This window comes from Mycetocola sp. TRD_SC_2, from assembly GCF_055361225.1.
Window position 1 is genome coordinate 1670738 of sequence record NZ_CM143954.1, and the last position, 17245, is coordinate 1687982.

12 protein-coding genes are annotated in these 17245 nt (G+C 67.5%); 2 read left to right on the forward strand and 10 right to left on the reverse strand.

All coding sequences use genetic code 11. From position 1 onward, the window contains the following. Window position 1: 1 nt before the first annotated feature. Window positions 2-1852 (reverse strand): translation elongation factor 4, encoded by a 1851-nt coding sequence (gene lepA, locus ACWA1Q_RS08015; protein ID WP_463756492.1) that lies wholly within the window; start codon window positions 1850-1852, stop codon window positions 2-4. A 229-nt stretch (window positions 1853-2081) separates the two neighbouring features. Here lepA and rpsT point away from each other — a divergent pair, with 229 nt between their 5' ends. Beyond that, window positions 2082-2342 (forward strand): 30S ribosomal protein S20, encoded by a 261-nt coding sequence (rpsT, locus tag ACWA1Q_RS08020; RefSeq protein ID WP_121672740.1) that lies wholly within the window; start codon window positions 2082-2084, stop codon window positions 2340-2342. Window positions 2343-2495: 153 nt separating this feature from the next. Here rpsT and holA read toward each other — a convergent pair whose 3' ends face one another. The 5 genes from holA to pabB all read right to left on the reverse strand — a co-directional run bounded on the left by holA (window position 2496) and on the right by pabB (window position 10725). Beyond that, entirely contained in the window at window positions 2496-3524 is a 1029-nt protein-coding gene (gene holA, locus ACWA1Q_RS08025) for a DNA polymerase III subunit delta (protein WP_463756494.1), read from the reverse strand. Between the two features lie 54 nt (window positions 3525-3578). Beyond that, window positions 3579-5984 (reverse strand): ComEC/Rec2 family competence protein, encoded by a 2406-nt coding sequence (locus ACWA1Q_RS08030; protein WP_463756496.1) that lies wholly within the window; start codon window positions 5982-5984, stop codon window positions 3579-3581. Further along, the gene (locus ACWA1Q_RS08035) at window positions 5981-6631 is read right to left on the reverse strand and encodes a helix-hairpin-helix domain-containing protein (protein WP_463756498.1); all 651 of its coding nucleotides are present in this window, start codon (window positions 6629-6631) and stop codon (window positions 5981-5983) included. The genes ACWA1Q_RS08030 and ACWA1Q_RS08035 overlap by 4 nt, the downstream gene beginning before the upstream one ends. 101 nt (window positions 6632-6732) lie before the next feature. Further along, window positions 6733-9285 (reverse strand): leucine--tRNA ligase, encoded by a 2553-nt coding sequence (leuS, locus tag ACWA1Q_RS08040; protein ID WP_463756500.1) that lies wholly within the window; start codon window positions 9283-9285, stop codon window positions 6733-6735. Window positions 9286-9354: 69 nt separating this feature from the next. Next, the gene (gene pabB, locus ACWA1Q_RS08045; RefSeq protein WP_463756502.1) at window positions 9355-10725 is read right to left on the reverse strand and encodes an aminodeoxychorismate synthase component I; all 1371 of its coding nucleotides are present in this window, start codon (window positions 10723-10725) and stop codon (window positions 9355-9357) included. Between the two features lie 181 nt (window positions 10726-10906). Between pabB and ACWA1Q_RS08050 the strand changes: the two genes are divergently transcribed. Beyond that, a complete protein-coding gene (locus ACWA1Q_RS08050) occupies window positions 10907-11365 on the forward strand; it encodes a nitroreductase/quinone reductase family protein (protein WP_463756503.1) in 459 nt (152 codons plus the stop codon). A gap of 12 nt (window positions 11366-11377) precedes the next feature. Here the strand turns inward: ACWA1Q_RS08050 and cydC are convergent, their stop codons facing one another. From cydC to ACWA1Q_RS08070, 4 genes are read right to left on the reverse strand one after another with little or no spacing between them, the layout of a single operon-like run. Further along, a complete protein-coding gene (cydC, locus tag ACWA1Q_RS08055; protein WP_463756505.1) occupies window positions 11378-13102 on the reverse strand; it encodes a thiol reductant ABC exporter subunit CydC in 1725 nt (574 codons plus the stop codon). Continuing rightward, a complete protein-coding gene (gene cydD / locus ACWA1Q_RS08060) occupies window positions 13099-14748 on the reverse strand; it encodes a thiol reductant ABC exporter subunit CydD (protein ID WP_463756507.1) in 1650 nt (549 codons plus the stop codon). The genes cydC and cydD overlap by 4 nt, the downstream gene beginning before the upstream one ends. Window positions 14749-14758: 10 nt before the next feature. After that, window positions 14759-15796, reverse strand: coding sequence for a cytochrome d ubiquinol oxidase subunit II (cydB, locus tag ACWA1Q_RS08065; RefSeq protein WP_463756509.1), 1038 nt, complete (start codon window positions 15794-15796; stop codon window positions 14759-14761). 9 nt (window positions 15797-15805) lie between these two features. Further along, window positions 15806-17218 (reverse strand): cytochrome ubiquinol oxidase subunit I, encoded by a 1413-nt coding sequence (locus tag ACWA1Q_RS08070; protein WP_463756511.1) that lies wholly within the window; start codon window positions 17216-17218, stop codon window positions 15806-15808. Window positions 17219-17245: the final 27 nt, after the last annotated feature.

The window sequence follows — 17245 nt, forward strand, 5'->3', positions numbered from 1 at the left end:
GCTACTTCTTTTCTTTCGTCTCGGTCTCTCCGGACAACGCGGCAATGAAGGCTTCCTGCGGAACTTCGACCCGCCCGACCATCTTCATGCGCTTCTTGCCCTCTTTCTGCTTCTCGAGCAGCTTGCGCTTACGGCTGATGTCGCCGCCGTAGCACTTGGCGAGGACGTCCTTGCGCATGGCGCGGACGGACTCGCGGGCGATGATCCTGGCACCGATGGCGGCCTGGATCGGGACTTCGAACTGCTGGCGCGGAATGAGTTTCTTGAGTCGCTCCGTCATCAGGAGGCCGTAGGCGTATGCCTTCTCGCGGTGAACGATCGCGCTGAACGCGTCGACCTGTTCGCCCTGGAGCAGGATGTCGACCTTGACCAGGTCAGCGGTCTGCGATCCGGAGGGTTCGTAGTCGAGCGAGGCGTAGCCCTGGGTGCGGCTCTTGAGGTGGTCGAAGAAGTCGAAGACGATCTCGCCGAGCGGCATCGTGTAGCGCAGTTCGACCCGGTCTTCACCGAAGTACTCCATGCCGAGCAGCGTGCCGCGGCGGCCCTGGCAGAGTTCCATGATGGTTCCGACGTAGTCCTTGGGGGCGAGGATACCGACCTTGACCATCGGCTCCTCGACGGTGGCGATCTTGCCACCGGGGAACTCGCTCGGGTTGGTGACGGTGACGACCTTCTTGTCGTCGGTCGTCACTTCGTATGTCACGCTCGGTGCCGTCGCAATGAGGTCGAGGTTGAACTCGCGCTCGAGGCGTTCGGTGACGATCTCGAGGTGCAGCAGTCCGAGGAAGCCGCAGCGGAATCCGAAGCCGAGGGCGACGGATGTCTCCGGCTCGTAGTTGAGCGAGGCGTCGGAGAGCTTGAGCTTGTCGAGAGCGTCGCGGAGAACCGGGTAGTCGCTGCCGTCGATCGGGTACAGGCCCGAGAAGACCATGGGCTTCGGGTCGGTGTAGCCGGGAAGCGCTTCGATGGATGGCTTGAGCGCCGTGGTGACGGTGTCACCGACCTTGGACTGGCGCACGTCCTTCACGCCGGTGATGAGGTAGCCGACCTCGCCGACACCGAGTCCCTGCGTCGGAGACGGCTCCGGTGAGCTGACGCCGATCTCGAGGAGTTCGTGCACGGCTCGCGTCGACATCATCTGGATGCGTTCGCGCGGGCTGAGGTGGCCGTCGATCATCCGGACGTAGGTGATGACGCCGCGGTACGTGTCGTAAACGGAGTCGAAGATCATGGCGCGCGCCGGAGCATCCGGGTTGCCGACCGGGTGGGGAATGCGCTCGACGACACGGTCGAGGAGTTCCTCGACTCCGACGCCGGTCTTGCCCGATACCTTGAGCACGTCGTCGGGTGAACCGCCGATGAGGTTGGCGATCTCCTTCGCATACTTGTCGGGGTCGGCGGCGGGGAGGTCGATCTTGTTGAGGACCGGGATGATCTCGAGGTCGTTCTCCATCGCGAGATAGAGGTTCGCGAGCGTCTGGGCTTCGATGCCCTGCGCTGCGTCGACGAGCAGGATGGCACCTTCACACGCCGCGAGCGAGCGGGAAACCTCGTAGGTGAAGTCGACGTGCCCAGGGGTGTCGATCATGTTGAGCGCATAGGTCTGGCCGTCGAGCGCCCATGGCATCCGTACCGCCTGGCTCTTGATGGTGATGCCGCGTTCGCGCTCGATGTCCATGCGGTCGAGGTACTGGGCGCGCATGTCGCGATCGGCGACGGCGCCGGTGACACCGAGCATGCGGTCGGCGAGAGTCGATTTGCCGTGGTCGATGTGCGCAATAATGCAGAAGTTGCGGATGAACGACGGGTCGGTAGCGGCAGGCTCGAGTGCCTTTACAGCTTTGGGGCTCACGCGTTCCTCAGGAATCTTGATGGGCGGGAAGGGACTAACTCCCCATTGTCCCATGAACGGTGCCGGGCTGCGTTCGACGCGATTGGCTCCGAATTACCGGTAACGGCACCTGAACTGGTATCGTTGCTCCCTGACTTGCGTGTGGGTCGCCCCGCACGATTTTAGCCGCGAAGCGCCCTCTCTCGCCCAGTGGCACATCCCATTCGAAATACAACGGAAGCGTATAAACGTGGCAAACATTAAGTCGCAGATCAAGCGAATCGGCACCAACAAGAAGGCGACCGAGCGCAACAAGGCCGTCAAGAGCCAGCTCCGGACGCTCGTCCGCCAGACCCGTGAGGCTATCCTCGCCGGTGACAAGGCGAAGGCTGAGTCCTCCCTCAAGGTCGCCTCGAAGAAGCTCGACAAGGCCGTGAGCAAGGGCGTCATCCACCAGAACCAGGCTGCGAACCGCAAGTCGGCTCTCGCCAAGAAGGTTGCTTCGCTCTAAGCGACACCCTCTTTTCACCACAGGCTCCGCTTCGGCGGGGCCTGTGGTGGTTAACGCAGCGTATGCCCGCGGCTTCGTTGGTCCTGAATGCTCACTTTCGCGACTCAAACGCGCCATTTGGGACCGATAAGCCGGGCGGTGACCAGCGGAGGGTCAGCGGCCGCGACCCGCGACCGTGTGCACCATGCGCTCGAGGGCGTAGACCGGGTCGCGCCCGGCGCCCTTCACGCTCGCGTCGGTGTCGGCGAGCACCTGGATGCAGCGACCGAGCCCGCGGTCGGTCCAGCCGGCGAGATCGCGTCGTGCCCGGTCGACCTGCCACGGCGCGAGCCCGAACTGCCGGGCGAGGTCGGCGGAGGACCCGCGTCCGCCCTGCACCTTCGCCATGGTCCGGAGCTTGCTGGCGAACGCGGCGACGATCGGCACGGGGTCAGCGCCGGAGTCGAGGGCGTGCCGAAGTCCGACGAGTGCTTCGGCGTAGCGACCGGCGATCGCCGCGTCAGCGACGGCGAACGCATTGGTTTCAACCCGCCCGCCGTAGTACTGCGTCACCGTCGCTTCGGTGATCTCGGCGGTGCTGTCGGAAATGAGCTGGGCACAGGCGCCTGCGAGTTCGGCAAGGTCATCGGAGAACGCGGCGACAACCGCGCGAAGTGCCGCAGGGCGGATGGCCTTACCCGCCGCCTTGAACTCAGCGGCGGCGAAGTCGTGCTTCTCGCTGTCTTTCTTCAGTTCGGCGCAGACGACCTCGATCGCGAACGCCTTGCTCGCGCGCACGGCATCGAGAAGTTTCTTGCCCCGCACTCCCCCGGCGTGACGAAGCACGACGTACGCGCCCTCCGCCGGTGAGCCCAGGTAGTCGAGGGCGTCGGCGAGAAATGCGTCTGAGCACTTCTCCACGTTGGTCACGCGGATGAGCCGCGGCTCACCGAACAGCGAAGGGCTCGCGAGTGTGAGCAGCTCGCCGGGTGCGTAGCTGTCGGCTTCGATGTCGTTCACTTCGAGGCTCGGGTCCTCGACCCGGAGGTAATCACGGAGGGTGCGGATGGCCCGATCCGCGAGGAACCTCTGGGTGCCGGAGACGAGAACGATCGGCGCGGGGCGCACGGCGTTCCAGCCGAGTTGCGGGATCGCGACCTTCGCCGCCGACTTCGCTGCGGTACCGCTGCGTGGAGCTGCCACTGTCCACCGTCCTTCCACCGCAAGCCTACCGGCGACCACGGACAGCGGCGGCGGTCAGCAGGGTCTCTGCGTCCACACCACCGGCGCCGACGCCGTGCCGCCCACCGCGATCAGCCCGCACAGATCGGTTCTCAACGGCGTCGTTCCCACCGCGGCGAGGATGCCGAGGAGCGCGGGCGCCGGATGCCCGTAGTCGTTGTCGGCACCCACCGGGACGAGCCCGATCCTGGCAGCAGCCTCCCCGTACAGGCGCGCGCTCTGATCAGCCGAGCCGTGATGAGCAACCTTGACCAGGTCGACCGGTCCACGCAGCCCGTGCCCGGCGAGGATCCGCTCCTGCGCGCGCTCATCGAGGTCGCCGAGGAACAGCGAACGGATGCCGTCCGGCTCGGCCGGCTCCACCACAACGGTCACGCTTGCGGCGTTGCCCTCCCAGAGTGGGCCCGCCCGCGGCGGCGGCCAGAGCACGCGCCAGTGCGCGGTCCCCAGCGTGCCGGACATCCCGGCATCCGCTCGCCGCACCGTCGCTCCACCGGCGGCCAGATCCTCGAGAAGCCGTTGATCCGACGCGTTCTCAGGAGCACCGGTCAGAACGAGGCCGGTCCTGCCTCGAATGGCATCGACACCTCCGACGTGGTCCAGGTCGAAGTGGGTGAGGATGACGAGGTCGAGCCGACCGATGGCGAGGGTGTCGAGGCAGACAGCGAGGGGCTCCGGTTCGACACCGGTGTCGATCAGGGCGACGGCACCGGCCGACCGAATCAGGATCGCGTCGCCCTGACCGACGTCGCAGGCGGCGACGCTCCAGTCCCGCGGCAAGGACAGCGCAGGGGCGAGGCGTTCGCCGGCGAGCGTCCCTGCCCACGCTCCCCCGGCGATCAGGAGCACGCCGGTACAGAGCGCCGCCACGGTTTTTCGCCCGGACCGGGCGGCGAGGACGCCCGCGATCGAGACCGCGGTGAGAGCAGCGAGCACCACGGCACCCGCTGGCCCCGGCAGCCACGGGAGGTTCGCGACCGGGAGCCGATCCACCGTCGCCGCGATTGCCGCGATCCACGTGGCCGGCAGCCAGCCCAGCCACAGGGCAACGGTCGCGAGCACGGGGAGCACCGGCACGAGGAGACAGGCGGCGAGCCCGAGCAGGGTCGCCACCGGCGCCGCGGGTGCTGCCAGAAGGTTGGCCGGCACCCCGAGGAGCGGAACGGTCGGGTTGAGCAGGAGGAGCACCGGCTGGCAGGCGATCTGCGCAGCGAGCGGGATGGCGAATGCAACGGCGAGCGGCCTCGGCAGCCACGTTGAGAGCCAGCGCGTCAGCGGACGCGTGAGCAGGAGCAACCCACCCGTCGCCAGAGCCGAGAGCACGAAGCCGAAACTCCGGGCGAGCCAGGGGTCGCTGACCACGATCACGAGAACGACGAGGGCGAGAACGGGAAGCCCAGCCGTCGGTCGCCCGACACCCAGCGCGAGGAGCACCGCCAGAGCCATCAGACCGGCCCGGATGACACTCGGCTCCGGCGTCACGAGCACGACGAACAGCCCGAGCCCCACCAGCGCGCCACAGATCCGGAGCCAGCGCGGGGCGCTGAGGGCCGCGAGAAGAAGAGTGAGCACGGCGACGATGACCGCGCAGTTCGCCCCGGACACCGCCGTGAGGTGGCTGAGCGCGCTCGTCTTCATCGCCGCGTCCAGCTCATCGCTCACCGCGGTGGTGTCGCCGACCGAGAGCCCCGGAAGGAGCTCGCCTCCCCTCCCCGGCAGTTCGGCCGCCCGGTTCACCAGGCCGGTCCGGAGATCGGCGGCCCAGCCGAGATACCAGGGCGGGCCTTCGACGACCGTTGCTGGCTGACGGGCGAACAGCAGGAACGCGGCGGAATCGCCAGGGGCGGTTTCGCGCACCGTGACATCCGCTTCGACCACCGCTCCGAGTGACACCGGATGCCGCGAATCCACCGTCGCGAACAACACCACCGGTGCCGAGAGGGCGACGAGCGCGTCTCCTCGGTCAACCTCAATAACCGCACCTCGGATCCGCTGGGCGCTCTCGTCGGCGGATTCCCCGCTGGCACTCCCCGGAGCATCCTCCTGCCGCTCCCACGGCGAGGCCCGCTCGTCATCGAGAACGGACTTCTCTGTCACGACGAGACGGAGCGTCGTCAGCCGACCCGTGTCAGCAGCTGAGGTGAGAACATCCGGCGTGCGTGACGGAGCCCGGACGGCGACAGCGGTCGCTGCGAGAAAGACGGCGAGCAAGGCCAGCGCCGCCCACGCCCACCACGGTGACACCGAGCGCGCGGTCGACGATGGATGCCGTGTGCGGGCCACCGCAACACCGGTCGCCCCGCAGGCGGCAAAGAGGGCTACAAGAGCGACAGGCACGGCCGCCGACGGAACACTGACGAGGACGCCCGCTGATACCCACGCGGCGACGGCGGGCGGCACCAGCCGGGTGGCGCTCGTCACACCGACACCAGATCCCGAAGCGCTTCGAACGTCTTGTCGCCAATGCCGGGAACGTTGAGCAGGTCCTCGACGGCGCCGAAGCGCCCGTTGGCGTCCCTCCACGCCAGGATGCGCTGCGCCAGGGCGGGGCCGACCCTCGGGAGGGTCTCGAGTTCAACGGTCGTCGCGGTGTTGAGATTGACGACCCCGCCCGGTGCGCCCGGCACCCCTGCCACGGGCCCCGGCGGCGGCGCCGCTCCCGCCGCCAGGACCAGGATCTGCTCGCCGTCGCTGAGGAACCGGGCGAGATTCACCGTGTTCTGGTCAGCCTCGGGCGTGAATCCGCCCGCCGCAGCGATGGCATCAACGACCCGGTCGCCGTCGCGCAATTGATAGACGCCCGGCGTCGTCACCTCACCGAGAACGTGGACGTAGAACGCCGCGCCACCACCATTGTTCACGACCGCCGTCGGCGACGGCGCTGGCAGAGTCCGAGCCTGACCGGTCGCCCCGAGCAGCGATACGATCACCGCGGTGACGAGACCGCCGAGCAGGAGTACGACGAGCGCCCCGGCACCGATCCTCGCGCCGGTCGACCGACGGGTCGCCAGCTGTCCTGGCGGGGCGGATACCGCGCGCGGCGACCGCGCGAAAGCGTGCCTGGCCATACGATCCAGTCAAGACCGCGAATCCGCTCGTCCGCCCAGCGCAGCAGCGGCCGTGGACAAAACCTGGGTTGCCCGCCCCTGTGCAGGGACGGGCAACCGGGTTACGGCTTGGTCGCGAGGCTCACGATCTTCGGAGCCCGCACCACGACGTTCACGATCGTCCGGTCGCCGATGGCGCGCTGCACGGCGGCAGACGCACGCGCCAGCTTCTCGAGCTCGTCGGTACCGATCTTCGGCGACACCTCGAGCCGGTCACGCACCTTGCCGTCGACCTGCACGACACACGTCACAGACTCGGCGACGAGAAGCGTCGGGTCAGCCTTCCGCCACTGCACCGTCGCGACGGCGGGCTCGTAACCGAGCTGCTCCCACATGTCTTCGGCGGTGTACGGGGCGAAAAGATTGAGCGCTACAGCGGTGACTTCCGCAGCCTCGCGCACCGCGGGATCCGCTGGCCCCGCACCGGAATCGATGACTTTCCTCGTCGCGTTGACGAGTTCCATCAGCCGGGCGACGACGACGTTGAACTTGAACTGCTCGACGAGGCTCGGAGCGTCGGCGAGGAACCGGTGGGTGATCCGCCGGAGCGCGATGTCTCCGGTCTTCCAGACCACGTCCGGCGCGCTCGACACGTCATGCGCGACCCGCCACGCGCGGGCAAGGAACTTCGCGGATCCGGCGGGCGAGACATCCGCCCAGTCGATGTCGTCCTCGGGAGGGCCGGCGAAGATGAGCGTGACGCGCAGCGCGTCTGCACCGTACGTCGCGAGCTCACTTGCGAACTCGACGAGGTTACCGCGGCTCTTCGACATCTTTGCGCCGTCCATGAGCACCATGCCCTGGTTGAGCAGCGACGAGAACGGTTCGGTGAACGTGAGGATGCCCTGGTCGTAGAGCACTTTCGTCATGAACCGCGAGTACAGCAGGTGGAGAATCGCGTGCTCGACACCGCCGACGTACTGGTCGACGGGAGCCCACTTGTCGGCGAGCTTCGGGTCGAACGCCATGGTGTCCGACTGCGGGTTGAGGTAGCGCAGGTAGTACCAGGAGCTGTCGACGAACGTGTCCATCGTGTCTGAGTCACGCTTCGCCGGCGCGCCACACCGCGGGCACGGAACGTTGATCCAGTCCTCGGCCGCTCCGAGCGGGCTGGTGCCCTTCGGCTGCAGGTCGAGACCCTCTGCCGGCGGCAGTTCAACCGGAAGCTGGTCCTCGGGCACGGGAACTTCGCCACACGCTTCGCAATGGATGATCGGAATCGGCGCACCCCAGTAACGCTGGCGCGAGATCAGCCAGTCGCGGAGACGGTAGTTCTTCGCCGTCTTTCCCAGACCGGATGCCGCGAGGGCGTCGGTGATCTTCGCGATCGCCGCGTTCTTGCTCAGGCCGTCGAACGGACCGGAGTTGATCAGACGGCCGGGGCCGACGAGTGCTTCACCCGTCGACTTCGGGTCGGTGAGCGGCAGGTCGTCCGGAAGCACTCCGTCGACGAGCACGGGGATGGCGCCGGTGACGGGCTGGTTGGTGTCGACCACGACACGAACGGGCAGGTCGAACGCCCGGGCGAAGTCGAGGTCGCGCTGGTCGTGCGCCGGAACGGCCATGATCGCGCCGTGACCGTAGTCGGCGAGCACGTAGTCGGATGCCCAGATCGGCAGGCGTTCCCCGTTGAGCGGATTGATCGCGTACCGCTCGAGGAACACACCGGTCTTCTCACGCTCGGTGCTCAGTCGCTCGATGTCGCTCTCACCCTTGACCCGGTCGACGTACTCCTCGAACGCCGCCTTGGTCTCCGCGGGAGCGTCTGCGACGAGCTCAGCAGCGAGGTCGGAATCAGCGGCAACAACCATGAAAGTCACGCCGTAGAGGGTGTCCGGTCGCGTCGTGTAAACGGCGACGGGATCGGCCTTGCCCTCGATGACGAAGTTGACGTCGGCACCGGTCGAGCGGCCGACCCAGTTGCGCTGCATGCTGAGGACCTTCGACGGCCAGGCGCCCTCGAGCTGCTTGAGGTCGTCGACGAGGCGGTCGGCGTAGTCGGTGATGCGGAAGTACCACTGCGTGAGCTTCTTCTTCGTCACGGCGTTGCCGCAGCGCTCACAGTGGCCGTCGACGACCTGCTCGTTCGCGAGCACCGTCTGGTCGAACGGGCACCAGTTCACGGCGCTGGCCTTACGGTACGCGAGGCCCTTCTCGAACAGCTGGAGGAACAGCCACTGGGTCCAGCGGTAGTACTCAGGGTCTGAGGTGTGGATTTCGCGGTCCCAGTCGAACGACGGCGCGTAGATCTGGAAGCTCTTCTTCTGCTGCGCGATGTTGTCGTAGGTCCAGCCGCGCGGGTCGACGCCGCGCTTGATGGCGGCGTTCTCGGCGGGCAGGCCGAAAGAGTCCCAGCCGATCGGGTGCATCACGTTGAAGCCCTGCTGACGCCAGTAACGGGCGACGACATCGCCGAGGCCGAACGCTTCAGCGTGGCCCATGTGCAGGTCGCCTGACGGGTAGGGGAACATGTCGAGAACGTACTTGCGCGGGCGCTTGTCACCCTCGGCGTCGGTCGCGAAGGGCTTCAACCGGTCCCAGACCGGGAGCCACTTCTCCTGGATCGCGGCAAAGTCGTACTTCTGTCCGGCCTGGTTCTGCTCGTCGTTCGACACGTGACTCTCATTCATCTCCGGGGAACGGACCCGCGCGGGTGCTCTCCGGCTCCCGCGCGATCCACCGATCTAGCCTAGTTGTTCCTGTCGCACCCCGAGGGCAGCGAGCGGAGCCGCTGCTTTCACGCGCGTTTCCTCGATTTCTTCCTCGATGACGGAGAGCGCGGTGATCCCTCCCCCCGTGCCGACGGATGCTCCGCCAGCGTCGATCACGATGCTCCGGATCACCATGGCCAGGTCCACGGCACCGTCAGCACCGAGAAAGCCGAAGGCGCCGGAGTAGACGCCACGTGGACCGGACTCGAGCCGGTCGAGGATCGTCATCGCGCTGACCTTGGGTGCGCCTGTCATCGACCCGGCCGGGAATGCGGACTGGACGGCATCCACCGCGCTCACCCCCGGGGCGAGCGTCGCGGTGACGGTGCTGACGAGCTGGTGCACCTGGGCGTAGCTCTCGACGGCGAGCAGGCTGGGAACCGCGACGCTGCCGCGAGCCGCGACCCGGCCGAGGTCGTTCCGCATGAGGTCGACGATCATGAGGTTCTCGGCGCGTTCCTTGTCGCTCGCGAGCAGCTCGGCCCGGAGCGCATCGTCGCGCTCGGGCGTAACCCCCCGCGGCCTCGTCCCCTTGATCGGTTTCGTTGTGACCGTGCCGTCCGGCGTGATCCGCAGAAACTGCTCCGGAGATGCGCTGACGAGGGCCGTGCCGTCGACGCGGATCAGGCCGCCGTGGTGGCTCGGGCTCGCCCGCCGCAGTCGGCGGTAGACCTCGACCGGGTCGAAGGCACCGGGCACCCGCACCTCGTTGGTGAGGCACAACTGGTACGCGTTGCCCGCACGGATCTCCTCCTGCGCTCGCTCGATGAGCGCGCCGTACGCCGGAGGGTCGTGCCGCCAGGTCGCGGTCGCGGGCTCCGCTGGCGAGACCGGGGTGGCCGCGGCCGGAGCATCCAGCGCCGACAGCCAGTCGAACGCGGTCTCGTGGTGGCCGTACTCCACCGCGATGATGGTGCCGGCGCCGTGGTCGAAGACAAGCATCCGCGCGGGCCGCACGAAGGCGGCATCCGGGTAGCGGGACGGATGCGACGGGGTGCCGGTCGTGGGCGCCCCGGCTTCGTAGCCGAACCAGCCCACCCAGCCGGGTGCGAACTCCCCCGCCCGAGGCACATCCGGTGCGTCCGTGAGGCTGGTCCTCAGCGCGCCGAAGATCGTGGCATCCGGGGTGACCGTCGCGTTGGTTCCGGCCCAGGAGGTGACGGATGCGTCGGCGACGGACGCGGTGAGAAGGTCTGTTCCGTCTCCGAGATAACTGAAGCCCGCGCTCGCATCGATGCCGCTGTCGAGCCAGAACGCGCGGGGTGACTCGGCGAACAGTGTGCGGAAGGCGACGTCGGGGTCGATCCAGGCCGCGAGGCGCCGGAATCTCGAACTGCTTTTCACATCGTCAACCTTAGGTGTCCGGCGAAACCCGGCGATCCGGTGGTCGATTCACCGCACTTTGCCGTTGCCGCGGTCGAGTATCCACACTCTGACACTCGCGGCAGGATGGAGGGACAGATCGTGGAGAATCGAGCGGCGCAACCGTGAGCGCCGTCGAAGGCGCGCGCCGTACACTGCCTGGATGACACTCCGGACCTCCCTGACCGACTTCGGCATGCGCGCGATGAACGGGGTGCACCGGATCCTGCTGGCGGTGTCTGGCGGAAAACTCGGGCGCACGTTCGGCCGGATGATCGTCGTCGAGCTGCACACTGTCGGCCGCAAGTCGGGCAAGAGACGCTCGACGATGCTCACCGCTCCGATCTTCGGTAACGGCACCTACGTCCTCGTCGCGTCGAAGGGTGGTGACGACAGGAACCCACAGTGGTACACGAACCTCACCGCGAATCCCGAAGTCGAGCTCACCGTCGACGGAACGACGAGCACGTTCATCGCTCGCACCGCGACCGGCGACGAGAGGCGACGGATGTGGCCCGAGATCGTGAAGTCATACTCCGGGTACGCCGGCTATCAGCGTCGCACCGACCGGGAGATTCCCGTGGTCATCTGCGAACAGGTGAGCGGCGACATCCGACCCTGAACGAAACGGCGCTCACTCCGCGGCAGTGACGGGCTCTTGAAGCACACCGCCCGCGACGATGAAACGCCGGTCGAGCAGGTCCGACGGCACGTCGCCGTGTGAGATCAGCACGACGCTGCGCTCCTCGGCTGCCCCAGCGGTGAGCAGGTCCCGGAGAAGTTCAGCGGCGAGATCCGCTTCGACGTTCGCGGTCGGTTCGTCGAACACGATCACCGGGAAGTCCCGGAGCAGAGCCCGGGCGAGCGCGATCCGCTGGGCCTGCCCGCCGGAGACCAGCGAACCGCGTTCGCCCATCGGCGCGTCCAGTCCACCGCGCGCCGCCGCCCAGTCGTCGAGGCCGACCCGGTCGAGCACCTCGAGGAGCTCGGCGTCGGTCGCCTCATCTCTGGCGAACAGGAGATTCTGGCGCAGGCTCTCGTCGAAGAGGTACGGGATCTGCTCGCACAGCCCCACGACATCCCGCACCGCTTCAAGCGGAAGATCGCGAACGTCCTGGCCGGCCAGGCGGTAGTCCCCGTCATGGTCGAGGAACCGCACGAGCAGGTGCGCGAGCGTCGTCTTGCCGGCGCCGCTGGCACCCTCGATCAGAACTCGTTCGCCGCGCCGGAGCGTGAACGATGGAATCCGGATCGCCGGTGTACCCGCTCCTGGCCAGCGAGCCGATGCGTCGCTCAGGGCGAGAATCGGTGCCGCCGGATCCGGCGCCCAGTCGTGGACGCCGCCAGCAACGGGGATCTCGGCGGGCACGACCGTCGGCGCGACATCCGCGATCCGCCCCGCACTCGAGCGCACCTGCCGCCACGCGCTCACCGCGAGGGGAACGGATGCCACGACCTCGAAGACCGCGAGCGGCACGAGAACGATCACGGCGAGTCCTGGACCGGTCAGGGTGCCCGTGCCGGTCTGCGCCAGAGACGGGATGCCGGCGATGAGCGCGAGTGCGACGGCGAGCCCCGAGAACAGCGACATCGCTGCCGCGGCGATACCGGTCCCGAGCGATCGCGCGGTGAGCGCGCGCGTGAGGGCGGCATCCGCTGTCGCGACCGTGCGCCGGCTGCCCTCCTCAGCACCGTACGCGAGCAGAACGTCGAGGCTCCCGAGGTAGTCGAGCAGAGCGTCGACGAGCGCGGCTCTCTTCGGCGCGATGCTGCGTTCAGCGGATGCCGCGACGCGGCCGGCGACGAGGATCCCGATCGCGAAGGCGACGACCAGGGAGAGCGCGAGCCCAACCGCGGCGGCCGGAGACAGCAGCGCGACGACCCAGACGGCGATCCCCGCGACGCCGAGCGAGGTGAGAAGCGGCTGGACGACGCGCAGGGGCAGGTTCTGCAGTTCGTCGACGTCGGAGACGAGCGACGACAGCAGCGAGCCACGGCCGGTGCGGCCGAGGCCGTCAGGAGCGAGCGGGATCAGCCGGCGCAGGAGGTCGACGCGTACGGTTTCGAGCTGCCGGAAGGCCGCGTCGTGGCTGGCGAGCCGCTCCAGGTAGCGGAAGAAGGCGCGTCCGAGCGCGAATGCGCGCACCCCGACGACAGCCATCGACAGGTACAGGATCGGTGGCTGCTCGGCGGCGCGCGTGATGAGGTACGCGCTCGTCGCGAGCAGCGCGACAGTGGAGAACGCCGCGAGGATGCCGAACACGACGCCCCACACCCAGCCGGCGGTTCGTGGCTGTGCGGTGGAGAGCACCGCCCGCACCTCGGGCGAGATCCGTCCCGTCGTCGTCGCGGCGCTCATCGGACACCCGCCAGAAGAGTGGACTCGATCGGGATGACGGCATCGGCACGGTCGATCACCGCGCGACGGTGACTGATGACGACCACGGCCGGGCCGCCGTCGGCGAGCGTCCGGAGACCGTCGAGCAGCGCCGCCTCCGTCGCTGAATCGAGGGCGGAGCTCGGTTCGTCGAGCAGCACGACGGAGCAGTTCCGCTCAAGGCTGCGGTAGATGGCGCGGGCGATACCGACGCGCTGGGCTTGTCCACCGGAAAGACCGGACCCGGCGACACCGACGGTAGTGCCCAGATCGATGTCGGCGGCGGCAGCGAGGCCGAGCGAGTGCCGGGCAAGCTCGTGGTCCACGGCGGGCGAACCGAGGGCGACGTTCTCGGCGACGGTTCCCGCCACGAGAGCGGGCCGTTGCCCGGCCCAGGCGAGCCACGGCCGCTCGCCACCACCAGCAGCGACGCGGTTCCCATCGAGGGTGATGGTGCCGCTCGACCGAGCAAAGCCGAGGATCGCCGCGAACAGGCTCGACTTGCCCGCGCCGCTCGGCCCGGCGATCACGGTAATCGATCGCCGCGGGAATTCTGCGGTCACCGGATCGAGCACAGGTCCGTTGCCATAATCGACCGAGACACCGTGGAGGGCGAGCGACCCGGATGCGTCGACCGCGCTGTCGACGGAAGCCGCGGCATCCGTCGGGAGCTTCGCCGCATCGTCGAGGATGGCGAACGCGTCCTCGGCGGCGGCCACACCTTCGGCGGCGGCGTGGAAGTTGGTGCCGACCTGCCGGAGCGGAAGGAACGCTTCGGGGGCGAGCAGCAGAACGAACAGTCCGACGGAGAGTGCCAGCGATCCGTCTACCAGCCGCAGGCCGATCGACACGGCTACGAGGGCGACCGAAAGGCTCGCCGCGAGCTCGAGCGCGAAGCTCGAGAGGAACGAGACACGGAGCACGCGCATGGTCTGCACGCGGTAGTCCCGGGTGATCGTGCGCATCCGGTCGACCAGCCGGCGTTCCCGGCCGAAGATCTTCAGCGTGGCAAGGCCGCCCAGGGTGTCGACGAAACTCGTGGACAAGTCACCGAGCACTCTCCACTGCCGCCGCTGCACGGCCTGGGTCGCCCAGCCGATGAGCACCATGAACAGCGGAATCAACGGCAGGGTCACGAGAATGAAGATCGCCGAAACCCAGTCCTGAAGGAAGATGACGCCCACCATGACCGGGGTGACGATCACGGTGAGGATGAGCTGCGGCAGGTACTTCGAGAAATAGTCGTCGAGCGCGTCCATGCCGCGGCCCAGCAGCGTCGCGATTCGCCCGCCACTGTGCAGGGCGAGCCAGGCCGGGCCGAGGCGGCGAACAGCGTCGAGCACGCCGAGCCGGAGCTCGCTCTTCACCCGTGCAGCGCCGCGGGCGGCAACGAGGTCCTGGGCGTAGACGAGACCAGCACGTGCCAGGGCGACGCCCACCAGAGCGACGATCTCGGGCAGCAGATCCTCGAGGGACCGGCCGTCGATCGCGCCGGTGACGCACACGGTGACCAGCCAGGCGAAGGCGACGATGCACGCCGCGGTGGCGACGCCGATGGCCGCGCCGCTCACGAGGAACCATCTCGCGCTGACCGCGTAACGAAGAAGCCGGGGATCGAGGGGGCGCACGGAGATCAGGTTAGTGCGCCACGTCGGGAACCGGCTGCGCGCCGGCATCCGCCCCGCCGTCGATGTGGGTGCGGGTGACCCGCTTGCGGAACACCCAGTAGGTCCAGCCCTGGTAGGCGAGGATCAACGGCAGCGCGAACAGCGCCGTCCAGCTCATCACCTGCAGCGTGTACGGGCTGGATGATGCGTTCGCGATGGTGAGGCTGTTGGCCGGGTCGTTACTCGCGGGCATGACCGCCGGGAACAGCGACGCAAAGAGGGTCATCACCGCGAGGCCGATCGTGAGCGCCATGAGGCCGAAGGCGAGGCCTTCGCGCTTGCGGGCGTTCGCGAGCACGGAAGCGATGAGGGTGACCGCGGCCGCGGCCGCGGCGAAGAACGCAGGGAGTGTTCCGTGCGCCAGCACCGTCCAGGTGAGGAAGGCTGCGGCGACCACGATTGTCAGGATGCCGGCACGCGTCGCGAGCGCGCGCGAACGGTCCCGGATGTCACCGTCGGTCTTGAGGGCGAGGAAGAGCGCCCCGTGCGTGAAGAAGAGGAGAAGCGTCGTGACGCCACCGAGAAGGGCGTACGGGTTGAGCAGGTCGAAGACGGTACCCGTGTAGTTGTGCCCGGCGTCGAGGGGAACACCCTGGACGATGTTGGCGAACGCGACACCCCACAGCAGGGCTGGGATCGCCGAGCCCCACACGATCATGTTGTCGAAGCGCCGCTTCCAGGCGAGCTCGGGTCGCTGGTGGCGGTACTCGAACGAGACGCCCCGCAGGATGAGGGCGATGAGGATGATCAGCAATGGCAGGTAGAACCCGCTGAACAGTGTCGCGTACCACTCGGGGAACGCCGCGAACAGTGACGCGCCCGCCACGATCAGCCACGTTTCGTTGAGATCCCAGACCGGGCCGATGGTGTTGATGACGACGCGCCGGTCGGTGTCATCCTTCGACACGAACGGGAGGCTCATCCCCACTCCGAAGTCGAACCCGTCGAGCACAAAGTAGCCGACGAAGAAGAACGCGATGATGAAGAACCAGAGAACTCCGAGATCCATGATGTCCTCCTAGTAGACCGTCGTGGTGACGAGGGGTTTGCCGGTTTCAGCGTCCGGTTCCGGTGTATCCGCCGGCCCCTGTTGTGCCGCCTTCTTGATGAGGCGGAACTCGACGACGGCGAGGGATCCGTAGACCACGGTGAACGCTGTCAGCGAGAGCAGGACCTCGAGTCCGGTGACGCCGGGAGAGACGCCGTCCGCTGTTTCGAGGAGCCCGAAGACGAGCCAGGGTTGCCTGCCCATCTCGGTGAAGACCCAGCCGACGATCATCGCACCGAGCGAGAGCGGGAACGACCAGACCGCAGCCTTCCACACCCACGTGTTCGACGGCATCCGCCCCTTGCGGGTGAGCCAGAGGCCGACCATCGCGACGAAGATGTGCAGGAGGCCCATGCCGATCATCCAGCGGAACGACCAGTACGTGACCCAGACGATCGGCACGTAGTCGCCGGGACCATAGAGGGTCTGGTACTGCTCCTGCAGGTTGTTGATGCCCTCGACGGTTCCGTCGAAGGTGTGCGTCGAGAGGAACGACAACAGGTAGGGGATCCGGATCGAGAAGAGCTCGTGCACGCCGTCCGGAGTGCCCAGGGTGAAGATCGAGAAGGAGGCGTCCGCGCCGGTAGACGTCACGTACAGTGCCTCGGCCGCGGCCATCTTCATCGGCTGCGTTGCCACCATGGCGAGGCTGAGCTGGTCGCCGGCGAGGGTGGTGAGCGCACCGGAGACCACCATGGACCACAGGCCGAACTTGAGCGCGGGGCGCATCGTCTCGAGGTGCTGGTACCTGGAGAGGTGCCACGCGGCGACCGTGATGATGAGACCCGCAGAGACCATGAAGCAGGCGAAGATCGTGTGCGGGAATGCGGCAAGCGCGACGGGGTTGGTGAGCAGCTCCCAGATGCTGGTGAGCTCGGCCCTGCCCTTCTCCTCGTTGATCCGGAACGCGACGGGGTTCTGCATGAAGGCGTTCGCGGCGATGATGAAGTAGGCCGAGAGGATGCTGGCGATCGAGACCACCCAGATGGTCGCGAGGTGCAGTTTTTCGGGCAGCTTGTCCCAGCCGAAGATCCACAAGCCGATGAAGGTCGCCTCGAGGAAGAAGGCGAGCAGCCCCTCGAATGCGAGGGGGGCGCCGAACACGTCGCCGACAAAGCGGGAGTAGTCCGACCAGTTCATGCCGAACTGGAACTCCTGCACGATGCCCGTCACGACGCCCATGGCGAAGTTGATGAGGAAGATCTTGCCGAAGAAGTGAGTGAGCTGGAGGTAGTGGGCCTTGCCCGTTCGCACCCACGCGGTCTGGAAGATCGCGACGGTCAGCGCCATTCCGATGGTGAGTGGCACGAACAAAAAGTGGTAGATCGTCGTCAGCCCGAACTGCCAGCGTGACAGCAGCAGTGGGTCCAGTAGCTCGTTCACTTCACCTCCACGGCGAATTTCTACACC